This is a genomic window from Streptomyces sp. NPDC007905 (assembly GCF_042959345.1).
GTDB lineage: Bacteria > Actinomycetota > Actinomycetes > Streptomycetales > Streptomycetaceae > Streptomyces.
In genome coordinates, this window is the sequence record NZ_JBIBKS010000008.1 from 215,528 (window position 1) to 233,264 (window position 17,737).

Consider the following 17,737-nt stretch of genomic DNA (forward strand, 5'->3'; position numbering starts at 1 on the left):
GCCCCTTCTCCCCTCGTACGGGCCCGCTCCGAGCGGCCCCGGCAGAGAGGAAACACAGGTCATGCAACCCACCGTGGTGGAGCGGGAGCTGGAGTTGAAGCTCATTCCGTCGCCCGGGCGGAGTGTCCCGGTCCCGGCCCGGCTCGGCTACCGCTCCGACGACCCCTACGCCGTCCACATCGCCTTCCCCATCGACTCCGAGCACCCCGTCAACTGGGCCTTCGCCCGGGAACTCCTGGTGGAGGGGGTGTTCCGGCCGTGCGGGAACGGGGATGTGCGGGTGTGGCCGACCAAGGTCGACGGGCGCGGTGTGGTGCTGATGGCGCTGAGTTCACCTGACGGGGACGCCCTGCTGGAGGCGCCGGCCGCCCAGGTGTCGGCGTGGCTGGAGCGGACGCTGCGCGTGGTGCCCCCGGGCCGTGAGGGCGGGCAGCTGGGCATGGACGACGCGCTCGACCAGGTGCTCGCCCGATGAGCGCTCGCGGGAAGGGGTCAGAACAGCTTGCCCGGGTTGAGGATCCCGAGCGGGTCGAAGACCTGCTTCACCGCCCGCTGCATCTCCACGCCGACCGGGCCGATCTCGCGGGCCAGCCACTCCTTCTTCAGGACGCCCACCCCGTGTTCGCCGGTGATGGTGCCCCCGAGTTCCAGGCCGAGGGCCATGATCTCGTCGAAGGACTCGCGGGCCCGCCGTGACTCGTCGGGGTCCTGGGCGTCGAAGCAGACGGTGGGGTGGGTGTTGCCGTCGCCTGCGTGCGCGCAGACACCGATGGTGAGCCCGTACGTGACGGCGATCCGCTCGACCCCGTCGAGCATCGCGCCGAGCTTCGAGCGGGGCACACACACGTCGTCGATCATCGTCGTGCCCTTGACCGCCTCCAGCGCGGTCAGCGACAGCCGCCGGCCCTGGAGGAGCAGTTCGGACTCGGCGGCGTCCTCGGCCGGGACGACCCGCGTGGCGCCCGCGGCCTCGCAGAGCGCGCCGACCGCGGCGAGGTCGGGGGCGGGGTTCGGGGTGTCGAAGGCGGCCAGCAGCAGCGCCTCGGTGGTCTCCGGCAGACCCATGTGGGCGAGGTCGTTGACCGCCTTGACGGTCGTACGGTCCATCAGTTCGAGGAGGGACGGGACGTGACCGCCCTGCATGATCCGGCACACGGCGTCGCAGGCGGCGGTCGCGGAGGGGAACTCGGCGGCCAGCACGAGCTGCTGCGGCGGCTTCGGCCTGAGCGCCAGGACCGCCCGTACGACGATGCCGAGCGAGCCCTCGGAGCCGACGAAGAGCCGGGTCAGGTCGTAGCCCGCCACGCCCTTCGCCGTGCGGCGTCCGGTGGACATCAGGCGGCCGTCGGCGAGGACGACCTCCAGGCCGAGCACGTACTCGGCGGTCACGCCGTACTTCACGCAGCACAGGCCGCCCGAGGCCGTGCCGATGTTGCCGCCGATGGTGCACATCTCCCAGCTGGAGGGGTCGGGCGGGTAGTACAGGCCGTGCTCCCCGACCGCGCGGGAGAGGGTCGCGTTGATCACGCCCGGTTCGACGACCGCGATACGGTCCACCGGGCTGATCTCCAGGATGCGGTTCATCTTGGTCAGGGACAGCACGATGCAGCCCTCGGTGGCGTTGGCGCCGCCGGACAGGCCGGTGCGGGCCCCTTGCGGGACGACCGGGATGCGCAGCTCGGTCGCGGTACGCATGACGTGCTGGACCTCCTCGACGGTGCGCGGCAGCACGACCACGGCCGGGGCGCCGGCCGGGCAGAAGCTGGCCATGTCGTTGGCGTAGGAGGTGGTGATGTCGGGGTCGGTCAGGACGGCCTCGGCGGGCAGGCCGGCCAGGAGCCGGTCGGTGAGGTTACCGGTTGTTTCGTCGCGGGGGGCTTCGATACGGCTCATGATCACAGCGTGACACTCGGGGCCATCGGTGTGAACCCCGTCCGTGCCGTCCTTGGGCCACCCGGATGTGCTCGTCGTACTAGCGCACAGTGAGCGGTATGGAGAACCGACAGTACGGACCCTCCGTCCCCGGTACGTCCCTGGTGGCCGAGCCGCCTCCGCCGCGCCGCCGCCGCCGGCGGTGGCTGCGGCGGGTGCTGGTCACCGCGCTGGCGGGCGGGGCGGCGGCGGGCGCGGTGCTGATGCTGCCGACGCCCGAGCCGGACCGGCGGGCCGCACCGCCGCCCGCGGCGGGCCCCAGGGCACAGCCGCAGGCGCTGGCGCTGGCCGCGGTCACCTCCGGGGTGCCGGCCGCGCTGCCCGACCTGGCGGCGCTGATCGGGCAGCAGGAGAGCAGGGTGCGGGCGCAGCCGCAGGACGCGCGGGCGTGGGCGGTGCTCGGGTCGGCGTACGTGGAGCGGGGCCGGCGCAGTGCCGACGCGGCGAACTACGCGAAGGCCGAGCGGGCGCTGCTGACCTCGATGGAGGTGCGTGGCAGCGGCAACGCCGAGGCCCTGGGCGGGCTGGCCGCGCTGGCGAACGCGCGCCGGGACTTCCCGGCGGCGAAGCGGTACGGCGAGCAGGCGCTGAAGCTGGCGCCGAAGCGCTGGACGGCGTATCCGCCGCTGATCGACGCCTACAACGGGCTCGGCGACTACAAGGCGGCCCGCAGCGCCCTGGACAAGCTGATGGGGCTGCGCGCGGGCGCGGCCGCGCGGCCCGCCGTGATGGCGCGGGCTTCGGCGGTGTACCGGGACCGCGGCTGGCGCGAGGACGCCGTGGCCCAGCTGACGGACGCGGCGGCGGCCGCCCGCACACCCGCCGAGCAGGCCGCCTATCTGACCGGGCTCGGGCAGCTGGCCTGGGAGCGGGGCGACCGGGAGGACGCGCTGCGGCACTTCGAGGCGGCCGTACGCCTCGACCCCGACCAGCGGACGGCACGGTCGGGCAAGGGCCGGGCGCTGGCCGCGCTGGGCCGCACCGACGAGGCGCTCACCGCCTACCGGACGGCGCTCGCCAAGCAGCCGGACCCCCAGGACACCCTGGAACTGGGCGAGTTGTACGAGTCGCTGGGGCAGTTCTCCTCCGCCCGGCAGCAGTACGACCTGATGCGGGAGCGGGTACGGCGGGCGGCCGACGGCGGGGTGGACGAGGAGCTGCTGATCGGGCAGTTCGAGGCGGACCACGGGGACGCGCAGGACGCGGTGCTGCGGTTGGAGGAGGAGTGGCAGCGCCAGCCCGCGATCGAGGTGGCCGACGCCCTCGGCTGGGCGCTGCACCGGGCCGGCGACGACCAGGAGGCGCTGAAATACGCGTCGATCGCCACCGACAAGGACAAGGGCGGCGGGGTGCGCAGTGCGCTGTACACGTTCCACCGGGGCATGATCGAGCGCGAGCTGGAGCAGTACGGGCCGGCCCGGCGCCATCTGCAGGAGGCGCTGCGGATCAACCCGTACTTCTCGCCGCTGCGGGTTCCCACGGCGCAGGCGGCGCTGCGGGAGCTGGGGGACGTGCCGGACGAGCCGGCGCCCGACGAGGAGGACTGAGGGCCCTAGGTCTGGGGCTTGTAGTACAGGGAGAACTTGCGGGCGCCCGGCTCCCCGGACGCGAAGCCGATGTACAGGCGGGGGCCGCCCGCGTGCCGGACCGCCAGGCCCTCGGGTTCGCGGTAGTCCAGGGTGTGGGCCGCGCCCGTGCGGTGGCTCGCCAGGAGCTCGCCCGTGCGGATGTCGAGGCAGGACAGGTAGGTGTTGCCGTGGTGAGCGGCCGGGTTGGTCCTGGCGTTGTAGGCGGTGCCGGCGAGTTGGTAGAGGTGGTCGCCGTGCAGGGCGTAGCCCTGGAAGGGGACGGCCGGGTCGGGGTGGGCGCCCGTCTGGGGGAAGTCGGCCAGGGGGCTCGCGTAGTCGCGGGCGATGAAGGCGTTCAGGTCCCAGACCCGGTAGCGGGGGACGTTCTTCAGCCGGTACCGGATCGCCATGCGGCGGGTGGCCGTGCACAGGGTGGGCTGGTTGTTGCGTGAACCCTCGATGGGGTAGCGGACTTCGACGTCCTTGGTGGTGCGGGTGGCCCCGTTCGCGAATCTGAAGCGGGTGACGCCCTTGCCGTAGCCGTGCAGGGCGTCGGCCTCGGTCCAGATCCAGACCGTGCCGTCGGGGTCGTTCTGCACGCCCATGCTGACGCCGTGCCCGAACCCCTTCAGGTACATGTGGCCGAGCCGTCCGCCCCCGTGGTCGAGGCGGTTGAGGCACAGGTCCCCGTCCTCCAGGCCGCCCCGGGTGACCTGGAGGACGTAGAGGTGGTGGCGCACCTCGTCGAAGGCGAAGGACTGCAGGACCGTGGGCTCCCGCAGCGTCGCCTTCTCCCGCACCCAGCGGACTGCCGGTGCGGCAAGGTCGATGTGCTCCGCCACGGTCCCCCCTCGCCTCCGGCGGGGACCCGGCTGTTACAGGTTGCCCCGCTTCGCCTGCTCGCGCTCGATCGCCTCGAAGAGCGCCTTGAAGTTGCCCTTGCCGAAGCCCATCGAGCCGTGCCGCTCGATGAGTTCGAAGAAGACGGTCGGCCGGTCCTGGACCGGCTTGGTGAAGATCTGCAGAAGGTATCCGTCCTCGTCGCGGTCCGCCAGGATCTTCAGTTCCCGGAGAGTCTCGATCGGCACCCGGGTGTCCCCCACCCACTCACCGAGGGTGTCGTAGTAGGAGTCCGGGGTGTCGAGGAACTCGACGCCGGCCGCGCGCATGGTGCGGACGGTCTGCACGATGTCGTTGGTGTTGAGCGCGATGTGCTGGACGCCGGCGCCGCCGTAAAACTCCAGGTACTCGTCGATCTGGGACTTCTTCTTGGCGATCGCGGGCTCGTTGATCGGGAACTTGACCTTGAGGGTGCCGTCCGCGACGACCTTCGACATCAGCGCGCTGTACTCGGTGGCGATGTCGTCGCCCACGAACTCCTTCATGTTCGTGAAGCCCATGACCTTGTTGTAGAAGCCGACCCACTCGTTCATGCGGCCGAGTTCGACGTTGCCGACGCAGTGGTCGACGGCCTGGAAGGTGCGCTGGGCCGGCGGCTCGACGATCGGCTTCGCCGCAGCGTATCCGGGCAGGTAGGGGCCGTCGTAGCCGGTGCGGTCGACCAGGGTGTGGCGGGTCTCGCCGTAGGTGGCGATCGCGGCGAGGACGACCGTGCCGTGCTCGTCCTTCAGCTCGTAGGGCTCGGCGACGCTCTTCGCGCCGTGCTCGATCGCGTAGGTGTACGCGGCGCGTGCGTCCGGGACCTCGATGGCCAGGTCGATGACGCCGTCGCCGTGCTCGGCCACGTGCTGGGCGAGGAAGTGACCCCAGGGGGTGCTCGGCTTGACGACCGAGGTGAGGACGAAGCGCGCGGAGCCGTTCTCGAGCACGTAGCTCGCGCTCTCGCGGCTGCCGTTCTCCGGTCCGGAGTAGGCGACCAGCTTCATGCCGAAGGCGGTGGAGTAGTAGTGCGCCGCCTGCTTGGCGTTGCCCACGGCGAAGACGACCGCGTCCATTCCCTTGACCGGGAAGGGGTCGGCCTGCCGGGCGGTCGTGTCGGGAGTGTGCTGTGTGGTCTGCGTCATGCCGGAAGGGTGACCCCGGCCCGCAAGGTGCGCAATAGTTTGCGTGATCGCTGAGCAATCTGCTCAGCGTACTGACCGTTTCGGCGGTCTTTATGTACAGGATGACCAACCCCGAGAGAGAGCGGGAGGGGCTGTGGGGATCGATCGTCTGGACGGGCGGATCATCGTGCTGCTGGCTCGGGAGCCGCGTGTCGGCGTGCTGGAGATGTCGCGGCGGCTGGGGGTCGCCCGGGGGACGGTCCAGGCGCGGCTGGACCGGCTTCAGTCGAATGGAGTGATCCGCGGATTCGGTCCCCAGGTGGACCCGGCGGCCCTCGGTTACCCGGTCACGGCGTTCGCGACGCTGCAGATCCGTCAGGGTCAAGGGGCGGACGTCCGGGCCTACTTGGCGACCGTGCCGGAGGTGCTCGAGCTGCTGACCACCACGGGAAGCGGGGACATGCTGTGCCGGCTGGTGGCACGCTCGAACGCCGATCTTCAGCGGGTGATCGACCGGGTCGTCGGTTTTGATGGCATCGTCCGGGCCTCCACGGCGATCGTCATGGAGAACCCCGTTCCGCTGCGGATCATCCCGCTGGTGGAACAGGCCGCCGGGGACGAAGGAGAAGGGACCTGATGCCGTGACCGGAAAGATTCACCGGCTCGCGACGCCCGGCACGGCACTTCGCCGCGCTGTCGCGTCACGCGGGTACGTCCCGTACGTGGCTCCGCCTTGCGATGCTCCCCCACTGCCCGGACGGCGTGGGAGGAGCCCCCAGCACCGGACGCCGCGAGCTTTCCGGCACACCTTTCCAGCCACCGCACCAGCCGACCTGGGGTGAGCACGCGTGAGCTTCTGGGAGTACCTGGGCAGCCGCCACCAGCAGCTGCTCGCGGACGCCGCCCGGCATGCCGTCGCGGTCTTCGCGTGCGTGGTCGTGGCGACACTTCTCGGGGTGCTCATCGGGATCGTCACCCACCGCACCGAGTGGGCGGGCAACCTCGCCACCCGCACGAGCTCCACCATCACCGCCGTCCCCTCCCTGGCGGTGATCGGCCTGACCGTCCCGGTCGCGGGCCCGGGCGTCGCGCCGACGGTGATCGCGCTGACCCTGTACGGGCTGCTGCCGGTCGCCCGGAACTCCGTCGTGGGCCTGCGCGGGGTCGACCCGGCGCTCGTGGAAGCGGCCCGCGGCATCGGCATGTCCCGGCCGATGCGGCTGCTGCGGATCGAGCTGCCGCTGGCCTGGCCGCCGATCCTGACCGGCATCCGGGTCGCCACACCGATGCTGATGGGCATCGCGGCCCTCGCCGCCTACGTCTCAGGGCCCGGCCTCGGCAACGAGATCTTCCGTGGGCTCGCCTCGCCGGGCAGCGGTAACGCCCTGAACGAGGCGCTCGCGGGCACGCTCGGGATCGTCGCCCTCGCGCTCCTGTTCGACGCCGCGTACGCCCTGCTCGGACGGCTGACCATCCCCAGGAGAAGCCGTGTCTGAGACACCCGTTGCCGCAGCGGCCGTCGAGCCGGCCACGCCGCCCGGGCGGCGCCTGACCTGGCAGCGGCTGACCGTCCTGCCCACGTTCGTGGTCGCCATGCTGCTGGCCACCTGGCTGTGGTTCCGGCAGGCGGACCTCGACCCCGTCTCCGCGAACGCCCTGTCCCGCGGGCAGGTCTCCACGGCCCTGTGGCAGCACGTGAGGCTGACGGTGATCTCGACCTTCCTCGTCCTGGTCACCGCGATCCCCCTGGGCGTCCTGCTGACCCGGCGGGCCTTGCGGAAGGCCGCCCCGGTGGCGAGGGCGATCACCGACGTGGGCCGGGCGACCCCGGCGGTCGGCCTGCTCGCCCTGCTGGTGCTCTGGCTCGGCGCGGGGACGAGGGCGGCCCTGATCGGCATCGTCCTGTACGCCACCAAACCGGTTCTGGCCCAGACCATCACGGGCCTGAGGGCCAACGACCCGGCCCTGCTGGAGGCAGCCCGCGGCACCGGCATGTCCCCGCTCGGCGTCCTCGCCCGCGTCGAACTCCCCCTCGCCGTCCCGCTGATCCTGGCCGGCGTCCGCACGGCCCTGGTCCTCGACGTCGGTACGGCCACCCTGGCGGCCTTCGGCGGGGGCGGCGGCCTGGGCGTACTGATCACCACGGGCATCAGCAGCGGGCGGATGCCCTTGCTGGTGCTCGGCTCGGTCCTCACCGTCGCCCTCGCCCTGCTGGTCGACTGGCTGGCCTCGCTGGCGGAGGTGCTGCTGCGGCCGCGCGGGCTGGAGGCGGGGACATGAGCGGTACCGGACCGGATGAAACACCGGAGGTCTCGTGAAGCAGCCGTACACGTAAGTAGCCGCAGCCGGCCCCCGCCGTCGTCCGGCCCTAACAGCTCGGAACCGAGCCCTTCCCCTTTTCCAGCGCCGCCAGGGAGCCGACCGCGCCCGTGAGCGTGGTCACCGGGACCAGCCGCAGCCCCTTCGGCAGCTCGGCCTTGGCATCGGAACACTCGGCCTTCGGCACCAGGAAGACGGTGGCACCGTCCCGCCGCGCGGCCTGCGTCTTCAGGGCCACCCCGCCCACCGCGCCGACCTTGCCGTCGGCGTCGATCGTCCCCGTACCGGCGACGGTGTGGCCACCGGTGAGGTCGCCGCCGCTGCCGTCGCCGTCCAGCTTGTCGATGATCCCCAGGGTGAACAGCAGCCCCGCGCTGGGCCCGCCCACGTCGGCGAGCTTCAGCTTGACCTTGACCTTGTCGGCGCTCAGGCGCAGGTACTTCAGGGCCGCCTGGGTCGCCGCGTCCTGCGACTGCCGCATCTGCTCCGCGTTGTGCTTCTCGATCTCCTTGACGCTGTTGCCGCTCGGATAGACCGAGTCGCGCGGCATGACGGCCCGGTCCGTGCGGAACCAGTTGCCGAGCACGTCCCCGAGGGAGACCCGGGCGTCCGGGCCGGTCGCCGCGATGGTCGTCATCCGCAGCTGCCCGCTGGTCGTCCGGGCCGGCGCGCCGGAGACGGTGATCACGGGCGTGCCCCGGTTCTCGCCGAGCACGTTCGCCGTCATCCCGGGCTGCGCCACCGAGAACGGCAGCGGCGCGAACACCGCCGTGGCGAGCAGCCCCACGACGGGCAGGGCACAGACGGCGACGGCCTGAGGACGTGTGAGACGTGAGAGCACGCAATCAATCTACGGGACGGCCACCTGCCCCTTGTCCGGCGTACAGGTCCCGTCGCTCCCGGGTGAACCGCCGCAGTGCGTCCGGCAGCGGCTCGATGCCGATCCCGGGCCCGTCCGGGACCGGAAGATGGCCGTCCCGCAGGACGAACGGCTCGGTGAGGTCCTCGGCGAAGTAGCGGGAGGAGGCGGAGGTGTCGCCGGGCAGGGTGAAGCCGGGGAGTGCGGCCAGGGCCAGGTTGGGGGCCCTGCCGATGCCCGTCTCCAGCATGCCGCCGCACCACACCGGGACCCCGTGCGCGTGGGCCACGTCGTGGACGCGGCGGGCCTCCAGGTAGCCGCCCACCCGGGCGGGCTTGACGTTCACCACCCGGCAGGCGTCCAGGGCGATCGCGGAGGCGGTGTCGCGGGCGTGGTGCAGGGATTCGTCCAGGCAGACGGGGGTCGCCAGGCGCTTTTGCAGCAGGGCGTGGGCGTGCAGGTTGTTCTCCTCCAGCGGCTCCTCGATCAGCAGCAGCCCGAACTCGTCCAGCCGCCGCAGGTGTTCGGCGTCCGCGAGGGTGTAGGCGGTGTTGGCGTCGACCTGCAGGGGCAGCTCGGCCCCGAAGCGCTCGCGGACCGCCCGCACGGGCTCGACGTCCCAGCCCGGCTCGATCTTCAGCTTGATCCGGACGTACCCCTCGGCGAGGTAGCGCTCGACATCGTCCAGCAGTTCGGGCACGGAGTTCTTGATGCCGACGGAGACCCCGGCGGGCACCCGGTCGCGTACGGCGCCGAGGTAGGTGGCGAGCGGCATGCCGTACGTCCGCAGCTCCGCGTCGAGCAGTGCCGTCTCCAGGGCGGCCTTCGCCAGCTCGTGCCCCTTGATCCTCGCCATGGCGGGGGCCAGGGCCGCGGCGGTGAGGTTCGGCAGGGCGGCCACGCGGGGCAGCAGGAAGTCGCGCAGCACGATCTCCGCGCCCGCCACGAACTCGGAGCAGTACAGCGGCTCGGGGTCGGCGGCGAACTCCGACCAGCCCTCGGCCGTGTCGGTGACGACGTGCAGCAGGAAGGTGTCCTTCGTCGTCATCGTGCCGAACGACGTACGGAACGGGGTGACCAGCGGGATCGCCGCGTGCACGATCTCGACGCGTTCGAGCTTCACGCGGCCTCCTCCATGCGGGTCCCCTCGCTCGAGCGCGGCCGAGAGTGGGGGAGGGTGAGCGTGTACCAGCCGTCGCGGGACATGTCCGTCGCCCGGAAGCCCTCCGCGAAGGCCTCCAGGAACACCTCGCGCACGGCGTACCGCCAGCGCAGTGCGAGGTCGGGGTCGGTGGCACGGAGCTCGACGATGTCGTCGGGGACCCGGCAGAAGACGTGCCGGCCGGCGAGGTCGCGGCGGGCGAGGGTGCCGCCGTCGGGGGCGGTGTGGGTGGCGGGCGCCAGCTCGTGGTCCTGCGGGGCGTACGAGGCCGAAGGCCCCTCCAGGTCCCAGGTCACCGTCATCCGGTCGCTCTCGTCGCCGTCGTTCACGCCGTCGGTCATCGGCCCGTAGAAGTCGACCAGGTACTCCGTGCCGACGGCGCCCAGCTTGACCAGGTTGAAGCGGGCGTTGCGGCCGACCAGCGGGTCGAAGGTCCAGCGCATGGTGCGGGCGCCGAGACCGGCGGCCCAGTCCCGCTGGGCCAGCTTCACCGCGTGCCCGAGGCCCCGGTCGGCGGCCGCCACCAGGGAGTACGTGCCCTGCTGCGGGCCGAGGACGGCGACGGAGGCACCGGCCAGCCGCTGCCCGTCGTACGCGGCGTGCACGGCGCCGCCGGCGTGGACCAGGCTGTGCAGCACCTCGGCCGGGTAGGGCGGCGCGGTGCGCGGGGTGTGCCAGACGTCGCTGAAGTAGTCGGCCACGGCCGCCAGCCCGGCGACGTCGCGGACGGTGCGGACGGTGACTCCTGCTGTCATGACTGCTGCTGTCATGGGACGAGTCTCGGAGGCGGCGAAGGACGGCGGGTTGTGCGAGCGGCCAAGAGATACGTACGTTCGTTTGAGCATCAGCCAAGCCGACCCTGAGGACTCCCATGGACGCGTGCACCCTCGGCGACCTCCTGGACGTCGTCGGCGGCCCCGCCCTGTGCCTGCACACCGCCCCAGCCGGGCACGCCGTGCCGGTCACCGAGGCTGTGCTGTACGACGGCCGGGTCCCGCTCCCCCGGCTGCCCGGTGCGCTCCTGCTGGCGGTCGGCGTGCGGGCGGCGGAGTCGGGACCGCTGGTGCGGGCCGCGGCGGAGGCCGGGCTGACCGGGGTCGTGGTGCGGGGCGCCGACGGGCCGGTCGAGGAGGCGAAGGCGCACGGCGTGGCGCTGCTGTCGGTCGCCGAGGACGCGGCCTGGCACCAGGTGCACCTGCTGCTGGCCTCGGCCATCGGCGCCCGGCCCGCCGCTTCCACCGACACCGGCCTCGGTGACCTGTTCGCGCTGGCCGACGCGATCGCCGCCGGTGCCGGGGGCGCGACGGCCATCGAGGACCCCCGGCAGCGGATCCTCGCCTACTCGACCGTCCCCGGGCAGCCGGTGGACGAGGACCGGCGGCAGGGCATCCTCGGGCTGCAGGTGCCTGCCAGTGCGGAGAACACCGAGCAGTACCGGCGGCTGTTCGCGGCCGACCGGCCGCTGCGGCTGCCCGCGCTGTCCGGCTCCGGCCTGCCGCGGCTGGCGATGCCGGTGCGGGCCGGCGGGGAGACGCTCGGCTCGGTGTGGGTGATCGACGGCGGCTCGCTCGCCGCGGACGCCGAGGACACCCTCGCCCAGGGCGCCTCCACGGCCGCCCTGCTCCTGCTCCGGGCCCGCGCGGCACGCGAGCTGGCCCGGCACCGGGGCAGCGATCTGCTGCGCCGCCTGCTGGACGGCACGACGGACGCGCCGACGGCCGCTGAGCGCCTCGGTGTCGCGGGCCCGGCCCGGGTGGCCGCGTTCGTCCTGGACTCCGCGGCGAGTGTCCCGGACGCCGAGCGCACCGCGCTGCGCCTGCTGGACGTCGTACGCCTGCAGTGCGAGGCGCGCTACGGGCGGCACGCGTGTGTGCTGCTGGACGGGGTGGTGTACGCGGTACTTCCTGCTCCTGGTGCCCGTGAGCCGCGCGGACAAGGGCACAGGCGGCTGGCCGAGGACATCGTCGGGCGGGCCGGGCAGGCGCTGCGGGTGCCGGTGCGGGCGGCGCTGGGCGAGGTGGTGCCGGACCCGGGCGGCCTCGCGGACTCCCGGGCGGACGCGGACCTGGTGCTGCGGGTGCTGGACGCGGGACTTCCGGTCGCCACGGTGGACGAGGTGCGCCCGCGCGTCACGCTGCTGCGGCTGTCCGAAGTGATGGGCGAGCGAAGGGAGTTGAGCGCGGGCGCCTGGCGAAGGGTGCTGGCGTACGACACCGGGCACGGCACGGAGTACGCCCGCACGCTCATCTGCTGGTTCGACGCGGGCTGCGACATGGCGGGCGCGGCGAAACTGCTCGCCGTGCATCCCAACACCTGCCGCTACCGGCTCAAGCAGCTGCAGCAGCACGCCGGGGTCGACCTGGACGACCCCGACGAGCGGCTGATGCTGTGGCTTCAGTTGCGGACGCTGGCCGGGCTCACCGGAGCCACCGCTTGAGCCGCTCCTCGCACCGCTCCAGGTGCGCCACGGGGACGTACTCCCCCGCCGTGTGGGCCAGGGACGGATCGCCGGGGCCGTAGTTGAGCGCGGGCACGCCGAGCGCGGCGAACCGCGCCACGTCCGTCCAGCCGAGCTTGGGCCGGGGCTCGGCGCCGAGCGCGGAGACGAGCCCGCCGACCCGGTCCAGGTGGGGCGGGGCCCCCGCGACGGCCTCGGTGACGCGGACCTCGTACTCCGGGAACAGCCCGCGCACGTACGCCTCCGCCTCCTCGGGGGAACGACTGGGCGCGAAACGGCAGTTGACGGTGACGACACACTCGTCGGGTACGACGTTCCCGGCGACCCCGGCCCGCACCGCGACGGCACTGAGCCCCTCCCGGTACTCCAGCCCGTCCACGGTGACCCGCTCGGGCGTGTGCTCGTCCAGCCGCCGGAGCACCCGGTTGGCCTTGTGGGCGGCGTTGACGCCCTGCCAGGCGCGGGCGGTGTGGGCGCGGGCGCCCTTGACCACGATGTCGGCGGTCAGGATGCCCTGGCAGCCGGCCTCGACCCCGGCGTCGGACGGCTCCATGAGGATCGCCAGGCCGGCCTCTTCGAGAAGTCCCGGCCGGGCGGCGGCGATCCGGGCGAGCCCGTTCCGGTCGCCCTCGACCTCCTCGCACTCGTAGAAGACGTAGGTGAGGTCGCGGGCGGGTTCGGTGACGGTGGCGGCCAGCCGCAGCGCCACCGCCACCCCGCCCTTCATGTCACAGGCGCCGAGCCCGTGGACGCGGCCGTCGGCGAGCCGGGAGGGGAGGTTCCCGGCGGCCGGAACGGTGTCCAGGTGCCCCGCGAGGAGCGCGCGTTCGGGTCGGCCGAGGGTGGTGCGGGCGACGACGGAGTTGCCGACGCGGTCGACGGTGAGGTGGGGCAGGGCCCGCAGGGCCGCTTCCACGGAGTCCGCGATCCGGGCCTCCTCACCGCTCTCGGAGGGGAGGTCGACGAGGGCACGGGTGAGGGCGACGACGTCGGTGGTGAGGTCGAGGGCGGTCATCCGAGGTCCTGCCCGTGGTGCGGGGCGAGCCTGGAGTGCCGGATGCCGTAGAGCCCGTAGATCACGAGCCCGGCCGCCATCCACGTCCCGAACGCGATCCAGGTGTCGGCGCCGAGGCTGCCCAGCATGTAGACGCAGAAGCCGACGCCGAGCAGGGGCGTGACCGGCGAGAGGGGGACCCGGAAGGAGCGCGGGGCGCCCGGGTTGCGCCGGCGCAGGATGACGACGGCCAGGTTGACCAGCATGAATGCGAACAGGGTGCCGATGCTGGTGGCGTCGGCGAGGCTGCCGAGCGGGACGAGGGCGGCGAGTACGGCGATGAACGCGGACACGATCACGGTGTTGGCCCGGGGCACACCGGTGCGTGGGTGGACCTTGGCGAACAGCGGGGGCACCAGCCCGTCCCGGGCCATGGCGAACAGGATGCGGATCTGCCCGTACTGCACGGTGAGCACGACGCTGGTGGTGGCGACGACGGCCCCGACGGACAGCAGGATCGGCCACAGGTTCCCGCCGCCGACGGACCGTACCAGCACCTCGCTCAGGGTCGCCTCGGTCCCCGCGAACTGTTTCCACGGCATCGCGCCGAGCGCGGCGACGGCGACGAGGACGTACAGGGCGGTGACCAGCACCAGGGAGACGAGGATCGCGCGGGGCAGGTCCCGTTGCGGGTTCCTCGCCTCCTCGCCGGCGGTGGAGGCGGCGTCGAAGCCGATGTAGGAGAAGAAGAGGGAGGCCGCCCCGGCACTCATCCCGGCGGCGCCGAGCGGGAAGAGGGGGTGGAAGTTCCCGGCGCGGAAGGCGGTGAAGGCGACCGCGCAGAACAGCACGAGCGCGGCGATCTTCACCGCCACCATGATCGTGTTGGCGACCGCGCTCTCCTTCGCTCCGCGCAGCAGCACGACCATGGCGAGCACGACGATGAGGGCGGCCGGAATGTTCAGGGTGCCGCCGGCGCCGGGCGGCGCGCTGAACGAGTCGGGCAGGGTCACGCCGAAGACGAGGTCGAGCAGCTCATTGACGTACTGCCCCCAGCCGACGGCGACGGCGGCCACCGACACTCCGTACTCCAGGATCAGACACCACCCGCACACCCAGGCGACCAGCTCGCCGAGCGTGGCGTAGGCATAGCTGTACGACGACCCCGAGCCCGGGATCATGCCGGCCAGCTCGGCGTAGGACAGCGCCGAGAACAGGGCGGTGACTCCGGCGAGCACGAAGGAGACGACGATCGCGGGCCCGGCCTCGGGAACAGCCTCTCCCAGGACCACGAAGATGCCGGTACCCAGGGTGGCGCCGACGCTCAGCAGGGTGAGCTGGGCGACGCCCATGGTCCGCTTGAGCGGGCTGGCGGCGGCTTCGCCGACGAGTGTTCCCACGGCTTGCCGCCGGGTGAGCCGACTCGCGCGGCCCTCCTGCTGTCCGACCCCTGGCCGGCTGTCGACTCTCTCCACCGTGCCGCTCCCTCCGCATTGGGCTGTATGGCCCTTGATGATGCGGAGGGGTGGTCGGCAAAGGGTGAGGAGATCGGCCAAAGGCCGGCCGGGCGGATGGGCAGATCGGCCAAAGACCGGGGGATCGGGAGGCGGGTGAAGGACCCCCGCTCAGCGCAACGCTTCCGCGACTTCCCGAGCCGCGTCGACCACCCGCGGGCCCACCCTCTCCGGGACGGCGTCCGCGAGCATCACCACCCCCACGCTGCCCTCGACACCGGTGACCCCGACGAGCGGCGCCGCGGCCCCACTCGCGCCGGCCTCCAACTCCCCGTGCGTCAGCGTGTATCCGGGATCGCCCGACGGCGACTGCCGCGCGGCGAGAATCGCCTTGCCCGCGGCACCGCGGTCCAGCGGATGCCGGAAACCGGCCCGGTAGGCCACGTGGTAGTCCGTCCACGTCGGCTCGACCACGGCGACGGCCAGCGCCTCCGTCCCGTCCACCAGCGTCAGATGCGCCGTCGCCCCGATGTCCTCGGCGAGCGAGCGCAGCGCGGGCAGGGCGGCCTCCCGCACCAGCGGATGCACCTGGCGGCCGAGGCGCAGCACTCCCAGACCGACCCGGGCTCGGCCGCCCAGATCGCGCCGGACCAGCGCATGCTGCTCCAGCGTGGCGAGCAACCGGTACACCACGGTCCGGTTGACGCCCAGTTTGTTGGAAAGCTCGGTGACGGTCAGCCCGTGGTCCGTGTCGGCCAGCAGCTTGAGGACGCGCAGTCCCCGATCGAGCGTCTGGGAGGTCTCCGCGGTCACGACGCCCACTCCTTTGGTGGTGAGGTCGGCGGGTCCCTGAGCGACGGATGCGTCACCGAGTCCCGACGGCGACGCGCTTCAGAGGCCGCCGATCGGCAGGACGGCCCGGCGGCTCCGGGCCATGTCGCTTCACGGCTGCGCTCCGCGGCGGCGCTGCCACGGGGCGTGTGCGTAGCGGGACAGTAGCGAAGCCGGTTCGCTGAGCGGAAGCCTCCGTCCAGAATCCGGGCAAGGGCGGATCCGGCCTGCCTGCATTCGTCCGGATACGCACACCGCACCCGTGCCGCGGGCGGAGCCTCACCTCATGCGAGTGGCCCACTCCTGCACCTTGGCGATGCGCTGCCGCAGCTGTCCGGCCGTCGCCTCCGCGCTCGGCGGGCCACCGCACACGCGCCGCAGCTCGGTGTGGATCACCCCGTGCGGCTTGCCGCTCTGGTGGACATAGGCGCTGACCATGGTGTTGAGCTGCTTGCGCAGCTCCATCAGCTCCTTGTGGGTGACCACGGGCCGCCGCTCGGCGGGCAGTTCGAGCAGGTCGGCCTCGGTGTCCGGCTTCTTGCGGCTGTGCGCGATCTGCCGGGCCTGCCGCTTCTGCAGCAGCAACTGCACCTGCTCGGGCTCGAGCAGGCCCGGGATGCCGAGGTAGTCCTGCTCCTCCTCGCTCCCCGGGTGGGCCTGCATGCCGAACTCGGCGCCGTCGTAGAGCACGCGGTCGAAGACGGCGTCGGACTCCAGCGCCTCGAAGGGCAGCATGTCCTGCTCGCCGGTGTCCTCGTCCTGCTGCTTGTTCGCCTCCTCCATCTCCTTCTCGGATTCGGCGTACGGGTCCTCCTCGCCCTCCTTCTTGGGCTTGTCGAGGGCGTGGTCCCGCTCCTTCTCCATCTCGTTGGCGAAGGTCAGCAGGTCGGGCACGGTCGGCAGGAACACCGACGCGGTCTCGCCGCGCCGCCGGGACCGTACGAAACGCCCGACGGCCTGCGCGAAGAAGAGGGGTGTCGAGATGGTGGTGGCGTACACGCCCACCGCCAGCCGGGGCACGTCGACGCCCTCGGACACCATGCGCACCGCGACCATCCAGCGGTCGTTGCTCTCGCTGAACTCGTCGATCCTCTTCGAGGCGCCGGCGTCGTCGGAGAGGACGAGGGTGGCCCTGCTGCCGGTGATCTCACGGATGAGCTTGGCGTAGGCGCGGGCGGAGTCCTGGTCGGAGGCGATGACGAGGGCGCCGGCGTCCGGGATGGCCTTCCTGACCTCGGTCAGCCGCTGGTCGGCGGCGCGCAGCACGCTGGGCATCCAGTCGCCGCGCGGATCGAGGGCGGTGCGCCAGGCCTGGCTGATCGCGTCCTTGGTCATCGGCTCGCCGAGCCGGGCGGCGATCTCGTCACCGGCCTTGGTGCGCCAGCGCATGTTGCCGCTGTAGGAGAGGAAGATGACGGGCCGGACGACGTGGTCGGCCAGGGCGTTGCCGTACCCGTAGGTGTAGTCGGCGGCGGACCGCCGGATCCCGTCCTGCCCCTCCTCGTACGTCACGAAGGGGATGGGGTTGGTGTCGGACCGGAACGGCGTGCCGGTCAGCGCGAGCCGTCGGGTGGCGGGCTCGAACGCCTCCAGGCAGGCTTCGCCCCAGGACTTGGAGTCACCCGCGTGATGGATCTCGTCGAGGATGACGAGGGTCTTGCGCTGCTCGACGCGGTTGCGGTGCAGCATGGGGCGCACACCGACGCCCGCGTACGTGACCGCGACCCCGTCGTACTCCCTGCCGAGCGGGCCCGCGCTGTACTCCGGGTCGAGCTTGATCCCTACCCGGCCCGCGGCCTCCGCCCACTGCTTCTTCAGGTGCTCGGTCGGCGCGACCACGGTCACCTGCTGCACGACGTGGTGGTGCAGCAGCCAGGAGGCCAGCGTCAGCGCGAAGGTCGTCTTGCCGGCGCCGGGCGTGGCCACGGCGAGGAAGTCACGCGGCTGCTCCTGGAGGTACCTCTCCATCGCCCCCTGCTGCCAGGCACGCAGCTTGCCGGCGGTACCCCAGGGGGCCCGGCCCGGGAAGGCGGGCGAGAGGTGGTGGGAGTGGGCGGAGGAAGCAGACATGGGAGTGGGCCCGGAGGGCCCTCCGTTGAGGGTGGTGGCGGGTGACGGGCGGGCGGTAGTCACGGTCTCCGTGGATCAGTGGTCGGG

16 protein-coding genes are annotated in these 17,737 nt (G+C 72.5%); 6 read left to right on the plus strand and 10 right to left on the minus strand.

All coding sequences use genetic code 11. The features are described 5' to 3' along the window. The first annotated feature begins 61 nt into the window (after nt 1-61). Nucleotides 62-475 (plus strand): SsgA family sporulation/cell division regulator, encoded by a 414-nt coding sequence (locus ACFZDC_RS16760; protein ID WP_391324400.1) that lies wholly within the window; start codon nt 62-64, stop codon nt 473-475. A gap of 17 nt (nt 476-492) precedes the next feature. Here ACFZDC_RS16760 and ACFZDC_RS16765 read toward each other — a convergent pair whose 3' ends face one another. Further along, the gene (locus ACFZDC_RS16765; RefSeq protein WP_391324401.1) at nt 493-1,899 is read right to left on the minus strand and encodes an FAD-linked oxidase C-terminal domain-containing protein; all 1,407 of its coding nucleotides are present in this window, start codon (nt 1,897-1,899) and stop codon (nt 493-495) included. 92 nt (nt 1,900-1,991) lie between these two features. Here ACFZDC_RS16765 and ACFZDC_RS16770 point away from each other — a divergent pair, with 92 nt between their 5' ends. Further along, on the plus strand, nt 1,992-3,479 hold the full coding sequence (locus ACFZDC_RS16770) for a tetratricopeptide repeat protein (protein ID WP_391324403.1): 1,488 nt from the start codon (nt 1,992-1,994) through the stop codon (nt 3,477-3,479). Between the two features lie 5 nt (nt 3,480-3,484). Here ACFZDC_RS16770 and ACFZDC_RS16775 read toward each other — a convergent pair whose 3' ends face one another. Both ACFZDC_RS16775 and hppD read right to left on the minus strand, forming a co-directional pair. Further along, entirely contained in the window at nt 3,485-4,342 is an 858-nt protein-coding gene (locus ACFZDC_RS16775; protein ID WP_391324405.1) for a Teichoic acid biosynthesis protein C (Precursor), read from the minus strand. A 33-nt stretch (nt 4,343-4,375) separates the two neighbouring features. Next, on the minus strand, nt 4,376-5,524 hold the full coding sequence (gene hppD, locus ACFZDC_RS16780; protein WP_391324407.1) for a 4-hydroxyphenylpyruvate dioxygenase: 1,149 nt from the start codon (nt 5,522-5,524) through the stop codon (nt 4,376-4,378). Nucleotides 5,525-5,657: 133 nt separating this feature from the next. Here hppD and ACFZDC_RS16785 point away from each other — a divergent pair, with 133 nt between their 5' ends. The 3 genes from ACFZDC_RS16785 to ACFZDC_RS16795 all read left to right on the plus strand — a co-directional run bounded on the left by ACFZDC_RS16785 (nt 5,658) and on the right by ACFZDC_RS16795 (nt 7,783). Continuing rightward, nucleotides 5,658-6,140: an Lrp/AsnC ligand binding domain-containing protein gene (locus ACFZDC_RS16785; protein ID WP_391324562.1), complete on the plus strand. Its 483-nt coding sequence runs from the start codon at nt 5,658-5,660 to the stop codon at nt 6,138-6,140. 211 nt (nt 6,141-6,351) lie between these two features. Beyond that, nucleotides 6,352-6,999, plus strand: a complete 648-nt coding sequence (locus ACFZDC_RS16790; RefSeq protein WP_391324409.1) for an ABC transporter permease subunit — start codon at nt 6,352-6,354, stop codon at nt 6,997-6,999. Continuing rightward, the gene (locus ACFZDC_RS16795) at nt 6,992-7,783 is read left to right on the plus strand and encodes an ABC transporter permease subunit (protein WP_391324410.1); all 792 of its coding nucleotides are present in this window, start codon (nt 6,992-6,994) and stop codon (nt 7,781-7,783) included. Before ACFZDC_RS16790 ends, ACFZDC_RS16795 begins: the two co-directional genes overlap by 8 nt. Before the next feature lie 88 nt (nt 7,784-7,871). On the opposite strand, the gene ACFZDC_RS16800 is transcribed toward ACFZDC_RS16795, so the two are convergent. From ACFZDC_RS16800 to ACFZDC_RS16810, 3 genes are read right to left on the minus strand one after another with little or no spacing between them, the layout of a single operon-like run. Next, the gene (locus ACFZDC_RS16800; protein ID WP_391324412.1) at nt 7,872-8,663 is read right to left on the minus strand and encodes a S16 family serine protease; all 792 of its coding nucleotides are present in this window, start codon (nt 8,661-8,663) and stop codon (nt 7,872-7,874) included. A 4-nt stretch (nt 8,664-8,667) separates the two neighbouring features. Beyond that, on the minus strand, nt 8,668-9,804 hold the full coding sequence (gene menC, locus ACFZDC_RS16805) for an o-succinylbenzoate synthase (protein ID WP_391324414.1): 1,137 nt from the start codon (nt 9,802-9,804) through the stop codon (nt 8,668-8,670). After that, nucleotides 9,801-10,613: a chorismate synthase gene (locus ACFZDC_RS16810; protein WP_391324416.1), complete on the minus strand. Its 813-nt coding sequence runs from the start codon at nt 10,611-10,613 to the stop codon at nt 9,801-9,803. Before ACFZDC_RS16810 ends, menC begins: the two co-directional genes overlap by 4 nt. Nucleotides 10,614-10,714: 101 nt before the next feature. On the opposite strand from ACFZDC_RS16810, the gene ACFZDC_RS16815 reads away from it, so the two are divergent. Continuing rightward, the gene (locus tag ACFZDC_RS16815) at nt 10,715-12,280 is read left to right on the plus strand and encodes a helix-turn-helix domain-containing protein (RefSeq protein WP_391324417.1); all 1,566 of its coding nucleotides are present in this window, start codon (nt 10,715-10,717) and stop codon (nt 12,278-12,280) included. Here ACFZDC_RS16815 and dapE read toward each other — a convergent pair. The 4 genes from dapE to ACFZDC_RS16835 form a co-directional block, all read right to left on the minus strand. Next, complete coding sequence (dapE, locus tag ACFZDC_RS16820) at nt 12,261-13,316, minus strand: succinyl-diaminopimelate desuccinylase (RefSeq protein ID WP_391324419.1); 1,056 nt, start codon at nt 13,314-13,316, stop codon at nt 12,261-12,263. The genes ACFZDC_RS16815 and dapE overlap by 20 nt on opposite strands. Then, nucleotides 13,313-14,695: an amino acid permease gene (locus ACFZDC_RS16825; RefSeq protein ID WP_391324421.1), complete on the minus strand. Its 1,383-nt coding sequence runs from the start codon at nt 14,693-14,695 to the stop codon at nt 13,313-13,315. The genes dapE and ACFZDC_RS16825 overlap by 4 nt, the downstream gene beginning before the upstream one ends. A gap of 225 nt (nt 14,696-14,920) precedes the next feature. After that, nucleotides 14,921-15,562 (minus strand): helix-turn-helix domain-containing protein, encoded by a 642-nt coding sequence (locus ACFZDC_RS16830; protein ID WP_391324422.1) that lies wholly within the window; start codon nt 15,560-15,562, stop codon nt 14,921-14,923. Nucleotides 15,563-15,859: 297 nt separating this feature from the next. Next, on the minus strand, nt 15,860-17,650 hold the full coding sequence (locus ACFZDC_RS16835; protein WP_391324424.1) for a DEAD/DEAH box helicase family protein: 1,791 nt from the start codon (nt 17,648-17,650) through the stop codon (nt 15,860-15,862). Nucleotides 17,651-17,737: the final 87 nt, after the last annotated feature.

Excerpts from the sequence above, each read along its gene's own strand:
- ACFZDC_RS16760 (WP_391324400.1), top strand. The coding sequence starts at position 62 with ATGCAACCCACCGTGGTGGAGCGGGAGCTGGAGTTGAAGCTCATTCCG.
- ACFZDC_RS16770 (WP_391324403.1), top strand. The coding sequence starts at position 1,992 with ATGGAGAACCGACAGTACGGACCCTCCGTCCCCGGTACGTCCCTGGTG.
- hppD (WP_391324407.1), bottom strand. The coding sequence starts at position 5,524 with ATGACGCAGACCACACAGCACACTCCCGACACGACCGCCCGGCAGGCC.
- ACFZDC_RS16810 (WP_391324416.1), bottom strand. The coding sequence starts at position 10,613 with ATGACAGCAGCAGTCATGACAGCAGGAGTCACCGTCCGCACCGTCCGC.
- ACFZDC_RS16815 (WP_391324417.1), top strand. The coding sequence starts at position 10,715 with ATGGACGCGTGCACCCTCGGCGACCTCCTGGACGTCGTCGGCGGCCCC.
- dapE (WP_391324419.1), bottom strand. The coding sequence starts at position 13,316 with ATGACCGCCCTCGACCTCACCACCGACGTCGTCGCCCTCACCCGTGCC.
- ACFZDC_RS16835 (WP_391324424.1), bottom strand. The coding sequence starts at position 17,650 with ATGTCTGCTTCCTCCGCCCACTCCCACCACCTCTCGCCCGCCTTCCCG.